This window comes from Caulobacter sp. GW821-FHT12A07 (assembly GCF_058807655.1).
The window spans coordinates 1-20029 of sequence record NZ_JBXAQX010000001.1 but is presented as its reverse complement, the minus strand read 5'-3'; the positions used below and the strand labels follow the sequence as shown (position 1 = coordinate 20029).

At 68.2% G+C, this 20029-nt stretch carries 20 protein-coding genes and 1 riboswitch; of the genes, 12 read left to right on the top strand and 8 right to left on the bottom strand.

The annotated features are described in order from the left end of the window. Window positions 1–585: 585 nt before the first annotated feature. Window positions 586–1248 carry a cysteate racemase gene (cuyB, locus tag AC1RRS_RS00100; protein ID WP_492853427.1) on the bottom strand — a complete coding sequence of 221 codons (663 nt, stop codon included), beginning with the start codon at window positions 1246–1248 and terminating at the stop codon, window positions 586–588. A gap of 12 nt (window positions 1249–1260) precedes the next feature. Further along, window positions 1261–2262, bottom strand: a complete 1002-nt coding sequence (gene cuyA, locus AC1RRS_RS00095) for a D-cysteate sulfo-lyase (protein WP_492853426.1) — start codon at window positions 2260–2262, stop codon at window positions 1261–1263. A gap of 225 nt (window positions 2263–2487) precedes the next feature. Here cuyA and AC1RRS_RS00090 point away from each other — a divergent pair, with 225 nt between their 5' ends. Genes AC1RRS_RS00090 through ypfJ form a run of 3 tightly spaced genes read left to right on the top strand, consistent with a single transcriptional unit; the run spans window position 2488 to window position 4356 of the window. Continuing rightward, window positions 2488–3075: a tetratricopeptide repeat protein gene (locus AC1RRS_RS00090; RefSeq protein WP_492853425.1), complete on the top strand. Its 588-nt coding sequence runs from the start codon at window positions 2488–2490 to the stop codon at window positions 3073–3075. Window positions 3076–3094: 19 nt separating this feature from the next. Beyond that, the gene (locus AC1RRS_RS00085; protein ID WP_492853424.1) at window positions 3095–3493 is read left to right on the top strand and encodes a hypothetical protein; all 399 of its coding nucleotides are present in this window, start codon (window positions 3095–3097) and stop codon (window positions 3491–3493) included. 17 nt (window positions 3494–3510) lie between these two features. Then, on the top strand, window positions 3511–4356 hold the full coding sequence (gene ypfJ / locus AC1RRS_RS00080) for a KPN_02809 family neutral zinc metallopeptidase (RefSeq protein ID WP_492853423.1): 846 nt from the start codon (window positions 3511–3513) through the stop codon (window positions 4354–4356). Between the two features lie 2 nt (window positions 4357–4358). Here the strand turns inward: ypfJ and AC1RRS_RS00075 are convergent, their stop codons facing one another. Beyond that, window positions 4359–6503, bottom strand: a complete 2145-nt coding sequence (locus tag AC1RRS_RS00075) for a hypothetical protein (protein WP_492853422.1) — start codon at window positions 6501–6503, stop codon at window positions 4359–4361. A 126-nt stretch (window positions 6504–6629) separates the two neighbouring features. Further along, window positions 6630–6735: riboswitch (TPP riboswitch) on the top strand. 74 nt (window positions 6736–6809) lie between these two features. On the opposite strand from AC1RRS_RS00075, the gene thiC reads away from it, so the two are divergent. Both thiC and AC1RRS_RS00065 read left to right on the top strand, forming a co-directional pair. Then, on the top strand, window positions 6810–8648 hold the full coding sequence (thiC, locus tag AC1RRS_RS00070) for a phosphomethylpyrimidine synthase ThiC (RefSeq protein ID WP_492853421.1): 1839 nt from the start codon (window positions 6810–6812) through the stop codon (window positions 8646–8648). Window positions 8649–8756: 108 nt separating this feature from the next. Continuing rightward, complete coding sequence (locus tag AC1RRS_RS00065; RefSeq protein ID WP_492853420.1) at window positions 8757–8951, top strand: hypothetical protein; 195 nt, start codon at window positions 8757–8759, stop codon at window positions 8949–8951. Window positions 8952–9008: 57 nt separating this feature from the next. Here AC1RRS_RS00065 and AC1RRS_RS00060 read toward each other — a convergent pair whose 3' ends face one another. Beyond that, a complete protein-coding gene (locus AC1RRS_RS00060) occupies window positions 9009–10073 on the bottom strand; it encodes a type I restriction endonuclease (RefSeq protein WP_492853419.1) in 1065 nt (354 codons plus the stop codon). A gap of 258 nt (window positions 10074–10331) precedes the next feature. On the opposite strand from AC1RRS_RS00060, the gene AC1RRS_RS00055 reads away from it, so the two are divergent. Both AC1RRS_RS00055 and AC1RRS_RS00050 read left to right on the top strand, forming a co-directional pair. After that, complete coding sequence (locus AC1RRS_RS00055) at window positions 10332–11576, top strand: S41 family peptidase (protein WP_492853418.1); 1245 nt, start codon at window positions 10332–10334, stop codon at window positions 11574–11576. 77 nt (window positions 11577–11653) lie between these two features. After that, window positions 11654–12007 carry a DUF1428 domain-containing protein gene (locus AC1RRS_RS00050; RefSeq protein ID WP_492853417.1) on the top strand — a complete coding sequence of 118 codons (354 nt, stop codon included), beginning with the start codon at window positions 11654–11656 and terminating at the stop codon, window positions 12005–12007. Between the two features lie 3 nt (window positions 12008–12010). Here AC1RRS_RS00050 and AC1RRS_RS00045 read toward each other — a convergent pair whose 3' ends face one another. Further along, window positions 12011–12796 carry a tetratricopeptide repeat protein gene (locus AC1RRS_RS00045; RefSeq protein ID WP_492853416.1) on the bottom strand — a complete coding sequence of 262 codons (786 nt, stop codon included), beginning with the start codon at window positions 12794–12796 and terminating at the stop codon, window positions 12011–12013. Window positions 12797–12924: 128 nt separating this feature from the next. Here AC1RRS_RS00045 and AC1RRS_RS00040 point away from each other — a divergent pair, with 128 nt between their 5' ends. Together AC1RRS_RS00040 and AC1RRS_RS00035 are read left to right on the top strand one after the other, a co-directional pair. Further along, window positions 12925–13326 carry a hypothetical protein gene (locus AC1RRS_RS00040; protein WP_492853415.1) on the top strand — a complete coding sequence of 134 codons (402 nt, stop codon included), beginning with the start codon at window positions 12925–12927 and terminating at the stop codon, window positions 13324–13326. A gap of 67 nt (window positions 13327–13393) precedes the next feature. Further along, the gene (locus AC1RRS_RS00035) at window positions 13394–13792 is read left to right on the top strand and encodes a hypothetical protein (RefSeq protein ID WP_110121006.1); all 399 of its coding nucleotides are present in this window, start codon (window positions 13394–13396) and stop codon (window positions 13790–13792) included. A gap of 236 nt (window positions 13793–14028) precedes the next feature. Here AC1RRS_RS00035 and msrB read toward each other — a convergent pair whose 3' ends face one another. Beyond that, on the bottom strand, window positions 14029–14508 hold the full coding sequence (msrB, locus tag AC1RRS_RS00030) for a peptide-methionine (R)-S-oxide reductase MsrB (protein WP_487292420.1): 480 nt from the start codon (window positions 14506–14508) through the stop codon (window positions 14029–14031). A gap of 66 nt (window positions 14509–14574) precedes the next feature. Here msrB and AC1RRS_RS00025 point away from each other — a divergent pair, with 66 nt between their 5' ends. Continuing rightward, window positions 14575–14895, top strand: coding sequence for a heavy metal-binding domain-containing protein (locus tag AC1RRS_RS00025; protein WP_110121008.1), 321 nt, complete (start codon window positions 14575–14577; stop codon window positions 14893–14895). Then, on the top strand, window positions 14895–15479 hold the full coding sequence (locus tag AC1RRS_RS00020; protein ID WP_492853414.1) for a type 1 glutamine amidotransferase family protein: 585 nt from the start codon (window positions 14895–14897) through the stop codon (window positions 15477–15479). Before AC1RRS_RS00025 ends, AC1RRS_RS00020 begins: the two co-directional genes overlap by 1 nt. A 3-nt stretch (window positions 15480–15482) precedes the next feature. Here the strand turns inward: AC1RRS_RS00020 and AC1RRS_RS00015 are convergent, their stop codons facing one another. Together AC1RRS_RS00015 and AC1RRS_RS00010 are read right to left on the bottom strand one after the other, a co-directional pair. Then, window positions 15483–15914 (bottom strand): GlcG/HbpS family heme-binding protein, encoded by a 432-nt coding sequence (locus AC1RRS_RS00015; RefSeq protein ID WP_233245308.1) that lies wholly within the window; start codon window positions 15912–15914, stop codon window positions 15483–15485. A 41-nt stretch (window positions 15915–15955) separates the two neighbouring features. Further along, on the bottom strand, window positions 15956–19744 hold the full coding sequence (locus AC1RRS_RS00010; protein WP_492853413.1) for a LamG-like jellyroll fold domain-containing protein: 3789 nt from the start codon (window positions 19742–19744) through the stop codon (window positions 15956–15958). Between the two features lie 140 nt (window positions 19745–19884). Between AC1RRS_RS00010 and AC1RRS_RS00005 the strand changes: the two genes are divergently transcribed. Then, on the top strand, window positions 19885–20029 hold a 145-nt coding region (locus tag AC1RRS_RS00005), incomplete at its 3' end, for a biotin carboxylase N-terminal domain-containing protein (RefSeq protein WP_492853990.1).

Sequence of the window (20029 nt, the reverse complement as noted above, 5' to 3'; positions counted from 1 at the left end):
TCCTCCCCCACTCGAGCCGCCCCATAATCAAACCCATCCCAGCCATGGGGAGGGCTCTTGGTACCGGCCCGAGTTAGCGGCTGTGGATCGCATCGAGCGGGGCCGCTTGTTGCGTCATGGGAAGGGCGGGTTTGCAGGATCGCTCAGAAGGCGTGATTGGGCCGCCAGCCGTTCCGTGACGAGACAAGCGGGTCGACAGGGCCGGGATCGTTTCAAACCGGCCTAACAGGATCAGCCGAGGCGCCGCCGGATCACCGCGGGGCTATTGGTCCTGCCCGTCCGAGGGACAACCGGGTCCAGGGTTGAAAAAGCACCCGCGCCCCCGGTCCTTCGAGCCTACGGTGCGGCGGAGCGGTCTGACGAAGCCGAAACGCTAAAACACATCACGGTCTCCGGGCTCCGCCCGGTCGCTCCGCGCCTCCCCATCACCTTTCGTGAGTTTTCACGGGAGTGCGAGAGCCCATGCCTGCGCCACCCCCTCAGTCGCTCCGCGACAGCTCCCCCAGAGGGGGAGCATCTCTGCAGCGTAGATCCTCCCCCTCTGGGGGAGGTGGCCCGAAGGGCCGGAGGGGGTCCGCGAAGCGGCTACCTGCACACCGCCACGCACCGCTGCGCCAACGCCTGCGTCGCGTCCACGAAAGGCACGGTCAGATCGTCCTGCCCCATGACCAGCGGAACCTCGGTGCAGCCGGCCACCACGGCCTGGGCGCCCAGCCCGACCAGCCGGTGGGCCAGGGCCGCCATGGTCTGGCGCGAGGCGTCCGAGAGGTCGCCGCGCTTTATCCGATAGAGCAGGGCCATGAACTCGACCTGCTCGTGGTCGCCCAGGCTCACCGCCTCCAGCCCAAGGTGCGAAAGGCGGTCGCGATAGATGGCCAGGGCCGAGCCGGTGCCCAGCACGCCGATCCGCGTCGCGCCGTGAACCCGGGCCGCCTCGACCGCCGTCTCCGGCAGGTCGATCAGCGGCAGGCCGCTGGCCTTCACCTGTTCGGCGAAGGCGTGGGCGGTGTTGCAGGCGATGGCCAGCACCTCGGCGCCGGCGTCGCGCAGCCCCGCCGCCATGGCCGCCAGCACCGGGCCAGCCGCGTCGCCCTCGTGGTTGCGGTCGGGAACCTTGGGATTGATGTCGACCAGCACCCGGATGTGGTCCTGCTCGCGGACCACGGGCGTGGCCGCCTGCAGCTTGGCCAGGAAGTCGAGGGTGGCGGCCGGACCCATGCCGCCCAGCACGCCGAGGACCTTGCTCATCGCGTCTTCTCCCTAACCCAGCGCCGGTTCCAGCACCGACTGGTAGCCGAACAGGCCCTGGGCCCCGCCCGTATGCAGGAACACCACGCGCTGGTTCTTGAACGCGCCCTTGCGGGCTTGATCGATCAGCCCCTTCATCGCCTTGCCCGAATAGACCGGATCCAGCAGCAGGCCCTCCGTCCGCGCCGCCAGGGCCAGGGCGTCGACCACCTCCTGGTCGACCAGGCCATAGCCCTCGCCGACATAGTCGCAGTCGGCGACCACGGCCTCGCGCCTCACCCGACCCGCCGCGCCGATCGTCTGCGCCGTGGCGACCGCCAGGTTGAAGACGTTCTCCTCCTGCTTGGCTTTCGGCGCCCGCACGCCGAAGCCGAGGATCGGGATGTCGACCGACAGGGCCGCGAAGCCCGCGACCAGGCCCGCATGGGTGCCGGCGCTGCCGGTGGCGGTGACCAGCCGGTCGATCTTCAGGTCCAGGCCGTCGGCCTGCACGACCAGTTCGCGGGCGCAATCGACATAGCCCAGGGCCCCGACGGTGTTCGACCCGCCGCCGGGGATCACATAGGGCTTGCCGCCGCGCCGACGGACGATCTCGGCGGTCGCCTCCAGCTCCTCGTTCATGTCGGTTCCGCCCGGCACGAAGCGGATCGAAGCGCCCATCAGCTTGTCGAGCAGCACGTTGCCGTTGCCGACGTAATCGCTGGCCTTCGAGCCCGTGCGTTCTTCGAGGATCACCTCGGTCGCAAGACCGTAGCGGGCGCCGGCCGCGATCGTCTGGCGCACGTGGTTGGACTGCACGGCGCCTTGCGTCACCAGGGTGTCGGCGCCCAGGGCCAGGGCCTCGCCGAGCAGGAACTCCAGCTTGCGGGTCTTGTTGCCGCCGCCGGCCAGGCCCGTGCAGTCGTCGCGCTTGACCCAGAGATCGATCCCCAGTTCCGCCCCCAGCCGCGGCAGCGGCTCCAGCGGGGTCGGCAGGTGGGCGAAGCGGGCGCGGGGAAAGCGGGCCAGGTGCATGCGAAACTCCTATCCGGACGCTTGGAGATAGGCCGCGCCGCGCGGGCTGGCAAAGCGTTTCGCGGCGTTTTGGCGGGTCTTCGCGGCGCGGCGGTGCTATGCTGGCGCTCGCCGGCCGGCCTCGACGCCGCCCGGCTCGAAAAGCCCGTCCCCGCGCGTCCGCGGCTTGGGTTCTCCCATCCCCGCGGGCCTGCCGGAAGGCCGGGTGAACGTTGGGAGAAACGCATGGAAGCCAAGACCATCTCGTCTCGGCCGCGCACCCGCGGCTGGATAATGGGCGTCGCCGCCCTGGCCCTCCTCGCCCCCGCCGGCGGGGCGAGCGCCTCGGTGCTCATCATCGGCGGGGGCATGGCCAAGGACTGCTCCGAGGCCGTCATCAAGGGCCGCTCCGACGACCCGACGCTGCGCCTGTGCACCACGGCCCTCGAGGTCGAGAGCCTGAAGGCCGGCGACCGCGCCCGCACCTTCGTCAATCGCGGGGTGATCCAGCTGCGCCGCAAGGCCTATGTCCTGGCCCGCGAGGACTTCGACGCCGCCGGCCGCATCGACCCGACCCTGGGCGAGGCCTATGTCAATCGCGGCGCGGCCTATGTGGCCGAGGAACGCTTCGCCGACGGCCTGGCCGAGATCGACCGGGGCCTGGCCCTGGGCGTCAAGGATCCGGAACGGGCCTTCTACAATCGCGGCCTGGCGCACGAGAACATGGGCGACCTGCCCGCGGCCTATCGCGACTACAGCCGCGCGGCCGAACTCGATCCGACCTGGGCGGCGCCGAAGGCCGAGCTGGCGCGTTTCACCGTCGAGAGCCGATGACGACAGCGACGGAGACGGCATGAGGCGAAGGTCTGGAAGGATCGCCCTGGCGGCGGGAACGGCCGTTTCGGCGCTAGCCTGGGCGGCGGGGGCCGCTGCTCAGGTCGATCCGGGCCTGCTGCGCGAGCGGCAGGCCGCCCGGATGGAGGTCGACAGCCTGCGCCAGGACCAGCTGGCCGCCGCCCGCCGCGCCCAGGCGGCCCGCGATCGCGCCGATGCGGCCGCGACCTTGCGCGCGACCCAGCCGCCGGCCGCTCCGGGATCCCTCCAGCCCGCGCCGCCCCAGGTCCTGCCCGAGCGCGGCGACCCGGCGGCGGCCCTGTCGCTGCGCCTCGACGAACTCGACCGCTTGACCGACGCCCGCCTGGCGCGGAGCAATGCCGCCATCCGGGCCGTCAAGCCCGCTTCGGAACGTTGAAAGGGAGCCTTGCGCGCATGGAATGGGGAGGCGGCCGGCGCTCCGGCAATATCGAGGACCGACGCGGCCTGGGTCCGGTCGGCGTGGCGGGCGGCGGCATCGGCGCCGTGGCCTTGGCCGTGGTCGGCTATCTGGTGTTCGGCATCAATCCCGAGACCACGCTGAGCGTCGTCAACGGCGCCCAGCAGCCCGCCGCCCAGCAGGAAGGCCAGCGCGGCTCGGTGCAGGACGAGGGCGGCCGCTTCGTCGACGTCATCGAGACCTCGAACGCCGACGTCTGGGGACCGATCTTCGCCCGCTCGGGCGGCAAGTACGTGCCGCCGGCGGCCGTGGTGTTGTACGACGCCTCGACCGGCACCGGCTGCGGCGCGGGCCAGGCGGCGATGGGGCCGTTCTATTGCCCGGCCGACCGCAAGGTCTATCTCGACCTCAGCTTCTGGAACGAGCTGGAGACCAAGTTCGGGGCCAAGGGCGAGTTCGCCCGCGCCTATGTCATCAGCCACGAGATCGGCCACCACATCCAGAACCAGCTGGGCGCCAACCGCCAGGCCGACCGCCTGGGTCGGCAGGGCGCGCAGAGCGGCTCGGTGCGGCTGGAGCTGCAGGCCGACTGCTACGCCGGCGTCTGGGCCCGCCACGCGCCCGAGGTCTCCAATATCCAGATCACCCGCGCCGACATCGAGGACGGCCTGGGGGCCGCGGCCTCGGTCGGCGACGACGCCATCCAGGAAAAGGCCCAGGGGCGCGTCATGCCCGACGGCTTCACCCATGGCACCAGCGCCCAGCGCATGCGCTGGTTCGGCAAGGGCTATGACGCGGGCAAGCCGGCGGCCTGCGACACCTTCTCGGCGAGCGCGCTCTAGGCCTATTCGGCCGGCACGGCGGCCGGCTGGGGCGCGGACTGGGGCGCGGGCTCGGGCGGCGACTTCGGCTCGGGCTTGCGCTTGAGGTTGTCGCCCAGCACCTCGCGGGCCCGCTTCCAGATGTCCTCGGCGAACACCGCGCCGATGAAGCCCATGGCCAGCATGCCGATCGGGTTGGTCTGGCCGCCCTCGTTGAACAGCCGCGCGCCGCACTCGCTGAGCAGGAAGATCGTGAAGGCCGCGCCCATGCCGTGGACCAGCACCCGGGCCGGGGCCCCGCTGACCGCCACGCGCTCGCCCACCCGCACCAGCCCGTCGTCGTCGACGACGTAGTTGGCGCGGAAATAGACGATGTTGTTGCTGCCGGCGTGGTCGCTGCGGGAAGCCGCGTTGATCCGCAGCGCCAGGGCCTTCAGGGCCAGGATCTCCTGCCGGCGGATCTGGCGCTGGCGTTCAGCCGGGGGCGAGACGTCGTCGTCGGCCGGCGGCGGGGTCTGGGTCAGGGCCTCGCTGCGGGCGAACAGGTCTTCGATCCGGGCGCGGGCGGCGGCGTCGACCGGCTGGTCTGGCTCGTTGGCGGCTTCGGGACGGTCGGGCCGGCCCAGCATGCGGATCGCCGCGCCGAACAGGCCAAAGCCGATCAGGCCCAGGATCAGCAGGGTCGAGGCCGGGACCCCGATCAGCCAGCGGTACAGCACCCGCTCGATCAGGTTGCCCAGCCGCAGGTTGCGATCGGCCTCCACCTCGTCGGAAGTCGTCTGCAGCGTCGTCTCGGTCGGCGCCTTGCAGGTCTTCTTGATCTCCTCGGTATAGGGCGCGGCGGCGGCCAGGTTGCGCAGGTTCATCCGACGGTCGACGATCGACACGGTCTGCACCCCGGCCAGCGCTCCCAGGCACTGACGCAGCTGCAGGCGGCGGGAGACCACCTGCTCGCGATAGCGCTCGACCAGGATGTCGACATAGCCGGGCAACTGGCTGGGCGGGAACCGGCCGACCGCCTCGTTGTAGGCGGCGACGATCTCCAGCTTGCGCGACACCCGGTACTGCTCGAAGCGCTGGCTGAGCTTTTGATAGTCGTTCACGCCCTGGACGATGATCCGCAGCTGCTCGGCCTGGTCCACCGCCGGCGTGACGGGCAGGGCGGCCGCTCCGACGGCGACCGGCGCGGGTTCTCCGCCCACCTCCGGCCCTCGCACGGTCGCGGCGGGCGGGGAGGGCGGCACGGCGTTGGCGGCGTTCACCGCCTGGCCCAGCAGCAGGCCGGTGTTGACGGTCAGAGGCTCCATGCTCTGGTTCGACATCGCCTTGGCCTCGACCTCGTCGAGCCGCCGATTCAGCTCGGCCTGGTCGACCGCCGTGGTCTCCTGGGTCAGCAGCAGCAGCGAGCCGATGGCCAGATACGAGGCCGGGATGAGGATCGCCGTATAGACGACGGCGGCGATCCACTTCGGATAGGCGATGATCGGCTCGCGCGAGCCATCGCCCGGGTACCATTGCAGTCGCGCCTCGGCCAAGGCGCGGGCCAGGACGAGGCAGAGGCCGAACACGATCAGGAACCAGATCCAGGCCCCGCCTGTCACCGCCGTGGCGCTCGTCGCCGACAGGCCGGCGGGGATCAGGTCGGCCGGCGTGCAGGCCCGGTCGCCACGGCTGATGAAGCCGTGCAGCACGCCGGTGATCCGCCCCTTCAGCACCGCCTGCCGACGCTGCTCGGGCTTGGTCAGGGCGTCGCCCGAGCAGGGGTCGATGCCGCTGACCGCCTGCGAGACCAGGGCCGGCGTCCAGGCCAGGGCGGCTTCGACCACCCGTCCGGTCTTCTGGGCCAGCGAGCCGATCGCCGGCGGTGAGGCGACCGAGGCTATGGCCAGCGACATGGCCACGGCCACCACCGAGGCGCTGGTCAGCGCCTGCTGCTGCGGGGTCACGGCGACGGCCAGTCCCCAGAAGATCGTCGCCCAGACCAGGGCCGCCAGCGACAGCAGCGCCAGCCAGCCGCCGAAGAAGGCCAGGTCCAGGGGCAGGTCCGGCAGATAGAACAGCAGAAGGCCTATGATCGCCGCCGGAACCGCGGCCGCGGCCAGCAGCGGCAGGCCCAGCGGCATCTTGGACCGCGCGAAGAAAGCCAGAAGATCGAAACGCTCGCCCATGTCGGCTCCCCTCGCCACGGCGTTGTGTCGCTTGAGATGTATCCGCCTGATCGCACAACCTGTAAATGCGTTGGCGAAACGACGTTCTTGCGCCCTTGACCCGCGCGTCAATCACCCTAGTGTCCGCCCTGTTCACCGGGGGGTCGCTGTCGCGGCTGAGATTGGGCTTGAGCCCTGACCCGTCGAACCTGATCCGGGTCATGCCGGCGAAGGGAGGGAACGCGGTCCGGAGGCGTACAGTCCAGGCCGTACAACCGACTTAGCTCGACACGTCCGGGTCTCTTCAATGCTTGAGGAGCCCGCAACATGAACGCCCAAACCCCCATCATTCCGGCGACCAGCGACGTCGCCACCGGACCCATTCCCGGGTCGCGCAAGGTCCATCAGGCCGGCGAGCTGTTCCCCGACATCCGGGTGCCGTTCCGCGAGGTGGCCGTCCACCCCTCGGCCAACGAGCCGCCGGTGACGATCTACGACCCTTCCGGCCCCTACACCGACCCGACCGCGACCATCGACATCGAGAAGGGCCTGGAACGGGCTCGCGAAGCCTGGGTCGTCGCCCGCGGCGACGTCGAGGTCGTCTCCAACCCCCGCGAAGTGAAACCCGAGGACAACGGCTTCGCCCAGGGCAAGCACCTGGCCCCGCAGTTCCCCGACAACGGCCGCAAGATCTATCGCGGCGCGACCGGCAAGCTGGTCACCCAGCTGGAATACGCCCGCGCCGGGATCATCACCGCCGAGATGGAATACGTCGCCATCCGCGAGAACCTGCGCCGCGAGCAATCGGCGCCCTGCGTGCGCGACGGCGAGGACTTCGGCGCCAGCGTCCCCGACTTCGTGACGCCCGAGTTCGTGCGCCAAGAAGTGGCCCGCGGCCGCGCCATCATCCCGGCCAACATCAACCACGGCGAACTGGAGCCGATGGCCATCGGCCGCAACTTCCTGGTCAAGATCAACGCCAATATCGGCAACTCGGCCGTGCTCGGCACCGTCGCCGACGAGGTCGACAAGATGGTGTGGGCCACCCGCTGGGGCGCCGACACGGTCATGGACCTGTCGACGGGCCGCAACATCCACAACATCCGCGACTGGATCATCCGCAACAGCGCCGTCCCCATCGGCACCGTGCCGATCTACCAGGCGCTGGAGAAGGTCAACGGCGTGGCCGAGGACCTGAACTGGGAAGTCTTCCGCGACACCCTGATCGAGCAGGCCGAGCAGGGCGTCGACTACTTCACGATCCACGCCGGCGTGCGGCTTCCGTTCGTGCCGATGACCGCCAAGCGCGTCACCGGCATCGTCTCGCGCGGCGGCTCGATCATGGCCAAGTGGTGCCTGGCCCACCACAAGGAGAACTTCCTCTACGAGCGCTTCGAAGAGATCTGCGAGATCATGCGCGCCTACGACGTGTCGTTCTCGCTGGGCGACGGCCTGCGTCCCGGCTCGACCGCAGACGCCAACGACGAGGCCCAGTTCTCGGAGCTGCGCACCCTGGGCGAGCTGACCAAGGTGGCCTGGAAGCACGGCGTGCAGGTGATGATCGAGGGGCCGGGCCACGTGGCCATGCACAAGATCAAGGCCAACATGGACGAGCAACTGAAGCACTGCCACGAGGCCCCCTTCTACACCCTCGGTCCGTTGACCACCGACATCGCCCCTGGCTACGACCACATCACCTCGGCGATCGGTGCGGCGATGATCGGCTGGTTCGGTACGGCCATGCTCTGCTACGTCACGCCCAAGGAGCACCTGGGCCTGCCCGACCGCAACGACGTCAAGACCGGCGTCATCACCTACAAGCTGGCGGCCCACGCCGCCGACCTCGCCAAGGGCCATCCCGGCGCGGCCATGTGGGACGACGCTATCAGCCGGGCCCGGTTCGAGTTCCGCTGGGAGGACCAGTTCAACCTCGGCCTCGATCCCGAGACCGCCCGGGCCTTCCACGACGAGACCCTGCCCAAGGAGGCGCACAAGACCGCGCACTTCTGCTCGATGTGCGGTCCGAAGTTCTGCTCGATGAAGATCAGCCAGGAAGTTCGCGACTTCGCCGCCGCACAGGCGCCGAACGCCGCCGACCTCGGGATGGCGCAGATGAGCGAGAAGTTCAAAGAACAGGGCTCGGAGATCTATCTGAAGGCCGAGTGAGGCGGCGCGCGGCGGGTCTTCACGCTCCGGTGAAGACCCGCCGCGCACGCTTAAAAATTACCCTCATGGGTGTATCGTCGCGACGTTGCAACTCATGAGGTTACCGCTATGGCGCTCCGCCCCATCGTCCTCGCGCATGCCAACGATCCGCATTGGATCATCGAACTTTGGCTCAAGATCCACGGCGGCGACCCTGCACCCGACGTTCGGGTGGTCAACAAGGCCACGATCGACATCGTCAAGGCCCTGGTCCCGCACCTGGATCCCGCCAAGCAGAAGGCCGTCCTGGCCGCGCTGGGCTGAGTTCTCGACCCGCGAAATCCGAGCGAGGCCTTCTCTCAGAAAGGCCTCGCGAGCCTTTTAGGCTACGCCATCGAGTTCCTTCAGGCGGGCTTCGATTTTGTCGCTGAGTTGGTAGATTTGCGTCAAGTCATTTAAAAGGTGTCTTTGCTCTTCCTTGCCAACGAAAGTGCCTAGATATTTTGTCGTGATGCCATTGAAGTGCATGCGAGCAATGGTCTTTCGATTGTTGTCATCCAGAAGGATGGCGCAGTAGGACTTTGCATCTCGGATGATGACGCGTTTGGGGTCCACGTGCTTGGACGCGATAGCTTGAACGATATGAAAGCCCGAGATTTCTTCTGGAGTCGTGATGACACCATCCTCGTCGGCTTCGTCCTCTACGCCTTCCTGATCTGGCAGAGGCGGATTGGAAGCGTTCAAAGCCGATGAAAGCCGATCTGTCACGTGGTCTCTGATTATCGTTGAAATTGCGGTGCCGATCATCTTGCCGAAGTTTTCCTTCACCGCTGGGGTGAGGCGTCCATCATGGACGCGGCCAGCGAACAAGCGCACCAGTTCCTCGGAAGGATCGGCGAACTCCTTCTCTATTTCTTTTCGCAAAAGCGATTGCAGTTTCAGATTGCCAGCTTCCTGAACGATCTTGTCGATGTCGAAAGAGGCTTTCGCGAATTTTTCCAGCGTCTTCACATCGGCTGTCTTCACGCTGTCTAGCGTGAACGTGAAGAAGGGTTTGTCGTCCATCTTGTTCGGGCGCTCAACGTCCGAATAGAACTGGTACACGACGCCGTTGGTCAGTACCGCCAATCGGGCGTCCGTAACGCTAAAATAACGGAAAAGCTGACCAGCATGATTGATGTTAAGCTCGACCGTCGATGGCTTGCATTCAATCAGGATCGAGACCTTACCCTCGCGGCATATGGCGTAGTCTACTTTCTCGCCCTTCTTAGTGCCGACGTCGGCCGTAAATTCGGGAACGACCTCGCTGGGATTGAACACGTCATAACCGAGCGATTGAAGGAACGGCATCACAAGGGCCGTCTTCGCGGCCTCTTCCGTTAAAAGAACTTCGCGATGCTCCTGGGCCCGCTTTTGAAGTTCCAGTATGCGTGTGGCGAGATCCATGAAATTTCCCCCAAATTCTTAGCTTGGCTATTAAATGCCACTCGCAGGCGCTGTGCAATTGAGAGGTGTGTGTGAATTTTCACTCTCGCGTCTCGCCGTGCATCAGGCTGTTGCGCTGAGTGGGTTTGGCTCGCGAGGAGCTTTATGAAATTCGTTGGGCTTGGCGTACTTGCAGCGATCTGCTCGGTGCTGTCGCCTTCATGGTCGTCAGCGAAAGAACAATATCGCCCCGTCCTCGAAACTGGCGTCGTCGCGCCCGTGCTGCAAGGCGTCTGGCGGTCGCGGGGCTACGGCTGGATCGTGCGGTTCGACGCCAAGGGGCCGAGCCTCTATCACGTGGCCGGGGCTGACTGCTGGCGTGACCCGAGGCCGGAAGCCGATCCCGACGGCGTGCTGAAACTGTGGCGGCCGGCAGGGAAGGAAACGGTCGAGATCGCCGGCGAGGCCGACGGCACCCTCTATCGCTTCGATCGGCTGAAGGCCTTGCCGAAGGCCTGCTCGGACCAGCGTCCCTGGACGCCGCAGCGGACCCTGAGCGCCGTCGCCGACGCCTTCGCGGCCTACTATCCCCTGTCGGCCGAGCGGGGCTTCGACTGGACCGCTCGCCGCCGCGAGGCCTTCGCGGCGCTGGGGCCGGCGCCGGACGATGCGACCCTGTGGAAGGCGCTGGGCGTTCTGCTGCGCGGGATCTCCGACCCGCACGTCCAGCTCGACGGCGTCATCGCCGGCGAGCCGCGATCCCGCCGGTTCGGCGAGGCGCGGGTGCTGCTGAGCGCGCAGGGCGGACCCGGCGGCGAGGCGGCCTGGCGCAAGGCCTGGCGCGACGGCGTGCTGGCCGCGCCGTTCCACGCCCGTCAGGTCGCCAACGGTCGGATCTTCTGGGGACGCGACGGCGATGTCGGCTACCTGGCGATCGTCAGCATGGGCGGGTTCGACCTCGCGGCCGGCGATGACGACACCGTTGCGCTGGACGCGGTCCTGGACGAGGCCATGACCGCTTTTTCCGGCGCCTCGGCGGTGATCGTCGACGTCTCCAACAATCGCGGCGGCTACGACACCATCAGCAGGCGGATCGCGGCGCGGTTCGCGGCCGGGCGCGTCGTCGTCGGCTCCAAGATCCCGACCGGCGTGGCCGGGCCGTCGCAGGATCTGGTCGTCGAGCCGTCGGACCGCCCGCGTTATCTCGGACCGGTCTGGCTGCTGACCAGCCGCATCACCGTCAGCGCCGGCGAGACCTTCACCCTGATGATGCGCGGCCTGCCCAATGTCCGCCAGGTCGGGGAAACCACGCGCGGCGCGCTGTCGGACCAGGTTCCCATGCCGCTCCCGAACGGCTGGCGCTTCGCCCTGCCGGCCGAGATCCATCGCGACGCCGAAGGGCGGGTGGTCGAGGGCGTGGGGATCGCCCCGCAGGTACCGCTGACCGTCCATCCGCCCGAGGATCCGGGCGCTGGCCACGCCAAGGCGCTGGCCCGTCTCATGGAAATGATCCGCGCCCGCTGAACTTTTTCCTCGCCGTTGTCGGCCTTCCGGGCGTTCGATCGTCCTGGGGGAACGACAACATCCAGGGAGGATACCCCATGACCTATGTCGATGGTTTCGTGGTCGCCGTGCCGAAGGCCAATGTCGAGGCCTACAAGGAGATGGCGACTCTGGCGGGCTCGATATGGATGGAGCTCGGCGCGCTGTCCTACGTCGAGGCGATCGCCGACGACGTGCCCTACGGCGAACTGACCTCATTCCCTCGCGCCGTCCAGCTGAAGGACGACGAGGTGACGGTCTTTTCGTGGATCACCTACGAGAGCAAGGCCAAGCGCAACGAGGTGATGGCCCAGGTCATGGCCGACGAGCGCCTCAAGCCGTACATGGAGAACATGCCGTTCGACGGCAAACGCATGATCTTCGGCGGTTTCGAGGCGATCGTGGAGCGCTGAGGCCTATTTGAGGGCCTTGGACTCCTCGCCGTTGACCAACTGCATGCCGCGTTGCTCGGCGCCGGCGCGAAGCTGGGCGATGTAGGCCAGTTCGTGCTTGGCGCCACCGTGGTCGGGCTCGATCTCTTGCGAGGCCTTGTAGGCGGCTTGGGCCTCGTCCAGGCGGTTGAGCTCGATCAGCGTGAAGCCCTTGGCCCGCAGCAGGCGCGCCTTGCCCTGCTGGTCGCCGAGCAGCATGCCGCTGGCGTTTTCGAAGGTCGCTTCGTAGAGCGCCAGCGCCTCGGCGTGCCGCTTCTGCAGCGTCAGCACCATGCCCTTCTCGGTGACGAGCATCAGGTTGTCGGGCTGCAGGGCCAGGCCCTTGTCCAGCCAGAACGTGGCCTTCCTCATGTCGCGGGCCTCGACGGCGGCCGAGCCCAGCAGGAAGATCGCCTGGCCATAGGTGTTGTACTCGATGTCGACCCGCGTCGTTCCACCGGGATTGGCGTCCTTGCCCGTCGCGCCGGCGATCAGGGCGGGGATCAGGCCCTGGTCGAGACCGGACGCGCGGACGATGACGCGGTCGCCCTTCCGCTCGATCAGGGGGTAGGCATCGGGCGTGCGCGACGCCACGTCCTCCAGCGCGGGGACCATGGCCTGGATCTTCTTCAGATCCGACCCCATGGCCTTCTGGACGATCTGGCGATCCTTGTCGGTGCGGGCTTCGGCGGCGGTCGGCGCGGCGAGCGCACCGTTGGCGACGGGTGCGGCGGCGAGCAGCAGGGCGGTGAACGCGACGACGAAACGCATGACGGGCCTCCGGTGAAGTTCGAAGGCTATTCTACAATCGTAAGATTGCAAGTCCTGCGGTTGTGGTGATTGCCATTCTCCTTTTCGGGGAGCGGGAACGGCGCGAGCGTCCTTCGCATTCCATGCCCATGCTCGAACTCCTCCTGGACCTCTGCAATCTTGTCGGCGGCTTCCTGCTGGCGATCGGCCTCCTGGCGCTGTTGCCGCGCGCGGGCGACGACCTCGCGCGGTTCGCGGGCAGGTTGGCGCCGTTCGGCTGGATCGTGGGGATCGCGGCCCTGGTCTGCGGCGGCTACTTCCTGATCGTCCATTTGGTCTCGGGGCCGCACGTCTTCCACTTCGAGATCGTCGGCCTGGCGGTCGGCGTCCTGCTGCTGTGGGATCGCCTGCGGGCCGGGACTGTGGCCCGGCGCCTGGGCGCGAGCGGCGACCTGCCGGCCAGCGGCTCGCAAGGCGCGGGCCTGGTCCTGGCGGTGTTCGGGATCATCGCCATGATCGTCGGGTTGCAGGGCTTGCTCACGCCCGATTGACGAGTAACGACCGCTTAAGGGCGAAGGCGCAGACTCCTGCCCAGTACGAGCGGTCAGGGAGGCCGTCATGTCGTCCACCGTCACCTCCAGCACGCGGCGATTCAGCGATCACTTCGAGCCGCAGGACATCGATCCGCAGGAGCAGCGCAGGCTGCGCGGCCACCTGGAGCAGATCGACTACACCGCCTTCGTCTCCAACCGCGAGATCATGGCCCAGACCCTGGGGCGGCTCGACGCCGGGCATTTCCAGAAGCTGGCCGTGAGCACGGCCCAGTCCCGGGCGCGGTGGGCCGCGGCGGCCCTGGCGATCAGCCAGTCGGGCCGTCCGCCCGAACCGGCGGAAGTCGAGAAGCTGGCCGCCCTGCGCACGGCCTATGACGAACTGTCGGCCGCCTACGAGGCCCTGCGCCGGATGGTCGAGCGCGGCTATGTCGCCTACGGCCCCACCGTCGCGCCGGGGGACTAGGGGTTCGCGTCGGAAGAAGGTTGGGGGGAAGGGGCCTTCTCCCGACGCGTCCGCCATGGAGCGCCAAACCCTGCCGGAGGCTAAGCGCGGGCGGTTCGGGCGGTCGTCTAGGGGACGTCGCCCGAGCGAGTCGCCGATCCATCGGCGTCGAGCGCGAATGTGCTCTTTATAGTTGTGTGCGACAACCCATTTTTTCCACCGACGGTCGAACTTCCGTAAGGGAAGCTTCGCTGTGATCAGGGTAGCCGATCACCGCGATGCAGCGGGTCGGGCAGGGGCTCGCCGCTCGCCACGAATTGCAGCGACACCGAATTGATGCAGTAGCGCAGCCGCGTCGGGGCCGGACCGTCGGGGAAGACGTGGCCCTGGTGGCTGTCGCAGCGGGCGCAACGGGTCTCGATCCGGACCATGCCGTAGGAGGTGTCGCGCACGGCCTTGACGTGCTCCTCGTCGTACGGCGCGTAGAAGCTGGGCCAGCCGGTGCCGCTCTCGAACTTGGTCTCGTGCTTGAACAGCGGCAGGCCGCACAGCCGGCAGCCATAGACGCCGGGGTTCTTCTCTCCGAGCAGGCCGCCGCAGAACGGGGCCTCGGTGCCGTGGTGCAGCAGGACGCGCGCTTCCTCGGCGGTGAGGTCGCCCTCCAGGCGCTCGCGCTCTGGCTCGGTGGGTGGGGTCAGGTCGAAACCTGTGGAAGACAGGGTGGCGGCTTGGGTCATGGATGCCAATCTAGGGTTTCGAGCGGCTCGCCGGTAGGGCGCGCGGCATCTAAGGGACGGAAACGCATGATCACCTCGACCACTCCGTACGTCGCCGAGCGAGAGACGGTGGCCACCCTGGGCGTCGTCTCCGGCGAGGCGATCATCGGCGCGCACATCTTCCGCGACCTGTTCGCCGGCATCACCAACATCATCGGCGGCCGCGCCGGCGGTTACGAGAAGGCCCTGCGCGAGGCGCGCGACATCGCCCTGCAGGAGATGATCGACGAGGCCCGCCGCTTGGGCGCCGACGCCGTGGTGGGCGTGGATCTCGACTACGAGGCCCTCGGCGCCGACAACGGCATGCTGATGGTCACCGCCGCCGGCACCGCCGTGAAGCTGCGCTGATGACCGTCGCCGTCGCCTTTCTCCAGCCCGGCTGGGCCGACTGGGAAGCTGGTCCCGTGCTGGCCTCGCTGCGCGAATACTTCAAGGTCCAGATCGAGATCGCCACCCCGACCGGCGATCCGGAGACCTCGATCGGCGGGATTCTCGCGGCCGCCGACTATGGCTTCGACGATCCGGTGCTGTCCGACGCCGACGTCTTCCTGCTGATCGGTTCGGACGCCTGGCAGGGCTACGAGAACGAGACCCTGTTCGCCCTGCTCAAGCAGGTTCACGCCGACGGCAAGATCGTCGCCGGGATCTGCGGCGCGACCATCGCCCTGGCCAAGGCCGGCCTGCTGGCGGGCAAGGCCCATACCTCGAACGGCAAGGACTGGCTGGCCGAGCAGGCGCCGGGCTACGCCGGGGCCGAGGGCTATGTCGAAACCCCGCGCGCGGTGGTCGACGGCAAGGTCGTCACCGCCTCCGGTTCTGCGCCGGTCACCTTCTCTGCCGAGGTCACCCGTCTGGTCGCGCCCGAGGCGTCCGAGCGGCTCGACGGCTATATCGCCATGTTCGCCAAGGAGTTTGGGGGCGGGGAGGGCTGAGGCCTACTTCACCGCCGCCGCGCCGGCGCGGGCGATGATCCCGTCCTGCTCCGGCGTGGCGCCCGAGACGCCGATCGCCCCGACGATCTTGCCGCCGGCGACCAGCAGTTCGCCGCCCTCGATGGCCAGGGCGCCGTTGGAGATGGCGTTGAGGTTGCCGGCCTTGACCGCGTCCTGGAACGCCTTGGTCGGGCGCTTGAAGCCGGCCGCGGTCTCGGCCTTGCGGCGCGCGACGCCCGGGGCGGCGTAGGACGCGCCGTCCATCTTCCACGACAGCACGGTCTGGCCGTTGGGCTCGACCACGGTGATGACGGCCGCCCAGCCGTTCTTCAGCGCCTCGGCCTCGGCGGCGCTGGCCGCCGTCTTGGCTTCCGCCAGCGTGACGTTGCGCCCGTACTCCAGGGCGTCGGCGGCGAGCGCGGCGGGGGCGGACATCGATAGAGCTCCAAGAATGGTCAGGACGGCGAGGCGACGGCTCATGGCAGTTTCACCTCGTCGTTGAGGGCGGTGATTTGGGGCTGGGCGCTGACGATGCGCAAGCGCAGTTCCGACGGCTTGGCGCCCGCCGGGATCTTCAGCCGGGCTGTGGCGGTCTTGGGCAGCAGGTCCTTCGGCGCCGCCAGGGCGGGCACGGCCGTCGAGGCCAGCACCTTGCCGCCGGCGTCGACCAGTTCCAGCCGCGAGGCCGCCGCGTCCTGGGCGCCCAGGTTGTGGACCTTGGCGGTGATCGTCGAACCCTTCACCGTGACGTCGCCGCGCCCGATGCCAAGGTCGGCGCGCTGGGCGGGATCATCGCCCGCCTGGGCCAGGGCCATCTCGACAATGCTCGTCTGGCCCGGCGGCAGGACCACCGTCACGGCCTTGGTGCGTTCGAAGGCGACCTGTCGGGTCTCGCCGCCGCCGTCGATCTTGTCGTCGCCGGTGCTGTCGATCCCTTGGGTCAGCGTCCACTGGCCAGGCGCGACGTTCCAGCCGGTCATCACCGCCGTCACCGGCTTGTCCGACAGATTGTAGGCCACGACCTTGAAGCCCTTGGCCGTCCCGTCCTTGACCAGGATGGCGACGTCCTCGCCCTTCACACCGCCTTCGAAGCGCCAGCTGACCAGGTGGCCCGGGTTCATCTGGCCGCGCTTGTTGGCGATGCCGCCCAGGCGCGAGCGTTGCAGCACGTCCGACGGGATCTCCACCCGGTCCGACCACCAGTGGCCGTCGGTGTGCATGTACATGTGCTGGTCGGCCCACTGGATCTCGTCGGCATAGGCCTTTTCGAGCCAGGCCTTGTCGCCGGTCAGGGTCCAGGCGGCGAAGCGTTCGATGGCCCCGCCCTTGGCCGCGGACTTGACGATGGCGTCCTTGTTGGCCTCGCCCAGGCCCAGCATCGACAGGGCGTTGTCGTTGAGGTCGTTCAGCGATTTGACGCCGTTCTTGCCCATCCGCCACTGGATCGGGGCCAGGTACTTGGCGTCGCCCGTCCAGCGCCAGGCCTGCCAGAAGATCTGGAACGGACCGCTGGCGCCGGAGCCTTGCAGCACAGTGCCGCCGCGCTCGGCGTCGGTGCGCCAGTTGATCTCGTTGGGATAGGAGCCGTCGGGCTTCACGTGCGCCAGATAGCCGTCGGCCAGGCCCAGCACGATGTCGCGGGCCGTGCGGTCGCCGTTGTAGTCGCCGATCAGGATGGCCGGGTGCACGACGCCGAACGAATAGGGCTTCTGCCACTCCCACGGGCCCTCGCGGTACGAGATCGCGCCGCTGTACCAGTTGGTGTTGAAGTGGACGTGGCCGGCCGGGTTCTTGTCGATGATGGTCGGTAGGGCCTTCACCGTCGTGAACAGCCGCTCGACCGCCAGCGGGTCGCCGTAGTCGAGATACATCGCCTCGCTGTTGGAGTTGATGCCCTCTTCGTAGGCGTGCAGTTCGTCGGTGACGATGGTCGACAGGCCGTTCGTGAACATGCCGTTGCGGTAGACCGCGTCGGTCAGGCGGTTCAGCGAGTCGCGCACCTTGTCGGGATCGACGCCCATCAGGGCCAGGCCCGGCCACTGCTGCAGCAGGTCGCTGTCGTCCGACAGGCCGCCGCCGAAGTCGCCGTAGGGAACCTGGCGCTCGTCGATCCACCAGTTGATGAACTTGGCGACGCGCTTGAGGTCTTCGGTCTGGCGGAAGGCCCACAGCGGCACACCGTCCGGCGCCTTGGGCTGCTCGAAGGCCGGCCAGCCCTGGCTGCCATAGGTGATGTCGCCCCAGTACTCGCGGCCTTCCTTGTGGTCGGGATCGACACGCAGCAGGTCGGAGATGTCGGCGTAGAGGCGGCGATAGAGGCCCTGGCGCTTGGAGGTGGTGTGCTCCTCGACCAGGAAGGCCCAGTTGTCCTTCACCTGGTTGAAGCGGTCGGCCACGTGCTCGGCCTTGGCCTCCTCGCGGGTCTTGAAGACCAGGCGGATCTTGGCGCCGTCCAGCGCCTTGGGTCCGAAGTCGGCGCTGTCGGCGGCGATGGTCAGGTAGAGGCTGTCGGCCGTCAGGATGCGGTCGCGCAGGTCGAGCCAAAGGGTGCGGGCCTCGCCGGCCTTCACCGAGACCGAGACGTCGATCATGTTGCGGCCCGGCCAGATCGGGTCCTTGACCTGGATGTTCAGCGGGATCGTCGTTCCGGCCGCGCCGGGCAGGGCGGGGATGTCCAGCGCGATGCCGTCCAGGCCGTCGCGGGCGTTCTCCCAGCCATAGGCCCAGTTGCGGGCCAGGGCCTGAGCGGCCGGGGCGTCGCCGAAGCCCGACGGGATCATCACGTGGACGATCGGCAGGCCTTTCGTCGTGAGGTCGGCGGCCGGACGCTTGCGCTGCGGGGCCGCGTCGGGGATGGCCACGACCGTCGCCCGCTCGCCTGCCGGGAAGCGCCCGGCGACATAGGCGTTGAGGTCGGCCAGGTTCAGATAGTCCGGCGCCACCTCGGCGCGGACCGTGTAGTTCATCTTGAAGACGCCGTCGGGCTCCTTGCCGGCGCTGACGTCATAGGCCCAGATCTCCTGGATCGGGGTTTCCTGGTCGGTGTTGGTGAAGGTCAGCACGCCGCCCTTCAGCGGCTGGGCCAGCATCGTGACCGAACGGGCCAGGCCCTTGGCGCGAACGCCGACCTTCGCACCCTTGTCGCCGGCCTTCGCCGCCCAGGTCAGGTCGCCATAAGCGGTCCCCTGGATTTCCAGACGGCTGATCGGCTCGTCCGGCAGGGCCAGGGTCAGGGCCTTGCCGCCCTCGACATAAGTGTTCCAGTCGGGAAGCTGGAAGTAGTCGTCGCGGCCTTCCAGGCGCGAGCGGTTGTAGACGCCGGGCCAGGTCGTTTCGGGGATGCCGTCGTTGGCCCGCCACATCCACTCCTTGAGGTCCTTGGCGTCGGTGAACTCGACCTTGCGGATGCGGGTGGCCGGATCGGTCAGCAGGGGCGGGGCCTCGCCGGTCCAGCCGTAGCGCAGCTTCCAGGCCGCGTGCGTGGCCGGGTCGTCCAGCGTCGGGACCGGGGCGGCCGCGGTCGGGGTCTCGTTGCGGGCCAGGGCAGCGACGCCGGCCGCGTCCAGGGCGCGGTCGTAGACGCGGATCTCGTCCAGGTCGCCGCCGCGCAGGAAGTTGTAGCGGCTCTGCACCTGGTGCGGGGCGATCACTCGGCCGGCGACGCCGAACTGGTCCAGGCCCGCGTCATAGACCCGTTTGGCTTCCTTCTTCGCCACGGGCTTGCCGTCGATGAACAGCTGCACGCCGGTCTGCTCGTCCCAGGTGAAGGCCAGGTGCGTCCAGGCGTCGGCGGCCGGCGGCTTGTCGAGCTTGAACGAGACGCGGGTGCGGGCCAGGCCGTTGTCGGTGACGAAGGCGTCGAAGCCGTGGCCGTTCCAGTCGATGCGCAGGAAGGCCATGTCCCAGCTGGTGTGGTCGGCGTAGCCGACACGGAAGATCACGAAGGGCGCGACGCCCACCGGATAGCCCGAGCGCCAGAAGAACGAGAGCGTGCCGCGCTGGGCCTGGATGTTGCCGGGGGCGTTCCAGGCCAGGACGCCGTCGTCCTGGGCCGAGAGAGCAGGGCCGGCCTTGCCGGTCGGAATGACGGCGACCTTGTCGGCGAAGTTGGGAATGGCGTCGCCGACCGCGTAGTCGGCCTTCAGGCCCTTGTCGCCGGAGACGTGGAAGAGAAGGGCGGGTTCAGCCGGCCCGGCTGCGGCGGCCGCGCTGGCGGCGGCGATGACTGAAAAGGCGGAGGCCAGAAAAAGCGCCTGCTTCACCACGCGTCACTCCCTAAGTCGTTCTTATTGGAAACCGGTGTCATGGTTCCTGCGACGCTTTTAGCGCGAGCCGTCCGCGTTGCAAACCGGCCTTGGCCTGTTACGCCTAGGGACAAGGCGAAAAGCCGCGCAGGGATGGGCCGATGTTCAACAAGATCCTGATCGCCAACCGGGGCGAGATCGCGGTGCGGGTGATCAAGACGTGCCGTCGGTTGGGGATTGCGACGGTGGTCGTGTACTCGGACGCCGACGCCGACAGCCTGGCGGTGGAGATGGCCGATGAGGCCG

Coding starts and splice junctions, on each gene's coding strand:
- cuyB (WP_492853427.1), bottom strand. CDS start 1,248: ATGAGCAAGGTCCTCGGCGTGCTGGGCGGCATGGGTCCGGCCGCCACC.
- cuyA (WP_492853426.1), bottom strand. CDS start 2,262: ATGCACCTGGCCCGCTTTCCCCGCGCCCGCTTCGCCCACCTGCCGACC.
- AC1RRS_RS00090 (WP_492853425.1), top strand. CDS start 2,488: ATGGAAGCCAAGACCATCTCGTCTCGGCCGCGCACCCGCGGCTGGATA.
- AC1RRS_RS00085 (WP_492853424.1), top strand. CDS start 3,095: ATGAGGCGAAGGTCTGGAAGGATCGCCCTGGCGGCGGGAACGGCCGTT.
- ypfJ (WP_492853423.1), top strand. CDS start 3,511: ATGGAATGGGGAGGCGGCCGGCGCTCCGGCAATATCGAGGACCGACGC.
- AC1RRS_RS00075 (WP_492853422.1), bottom strand. CDS start 6,503: ATGGGCGAGCGTTTCGATCTTCTGGCTTTCTTCGCGCGGTCCAAGATG.
- thiC (WP_492853421.1), top strand. CDS start 6,810: ATGAACGCCCAAACCCCCATCATTCCGGCGACCAGCGACGTCGCCACC.
- AC1RRS_RS00065 (WP_492853420.1), top strand. CDS start 8,757: ATGGCGCTCCGCCCCATCGTCCTCGCGCATGCCAACGATCCGCATTGG.
- AC1RRS_RS00060 (WP_492853419.1), bottom strand. CDS start 10,073: ATGGATCTCGCCACACGCATACTGGAACTTCAAAAGCGGGCCCAGGAG.
- AC1RRS_RS00050 (WP_492853417.1), top strand. CDS start 11,654: ATGACCTATGTCGATGGTTTCGTGGTCGCCGTGCCGAAGGCCAATGTC.
- AC1RRS_RS00045 (WP_492853416.1), bottom strand. CDS start 12,796: ATGCGTTTCGTCGTCGCGTTCACCGCCCTGCTGCTCGCCGCCGCACCC.
- AC1RRS_RS00040 (WP_492853415.1), top strand. CDS start 12,925: ATGCTCGAACTCCTCCTGGACCTCTGCAATCTTGTCGGCGGCTTCCTG.
- AC1RRS_RS00035 (WP_110121006.1), top strand. CDS start 13,394: ATGTCGTCCACCGTCACCTCCAGCACGCGGCGATTCAGCGATCACTTC.
- msrB (WP_487292420.1), bottom strand. CDS start 14,508: ATGACCCAAGCCGCCACCCTGTCTTCCACAGGTTTCGACCTGACCCCA.
- AC1RRS_RS00025 (WP_110121008.1), top strand. CDS start 14,575: ATGATCACCTCGACCACTCCGTACGTCGCCGAGCGAGAGACGGTGGCC.
- AC1RRS_RS00020 (WP_492853414.1), top strand. CDS start 14,895: ATGACCGTCGCCGTCGCCTTTCTCCAGCCCGGCTGGGCCGACTGGGAA.
- AC1RRS_RS00015 (WP_233245308.1), bottom strand. CDS start 15,914: ATGTCCGCCCCCGCCGCGCTCGCCGCCGACGCCCTGGAGTACGGGCGC.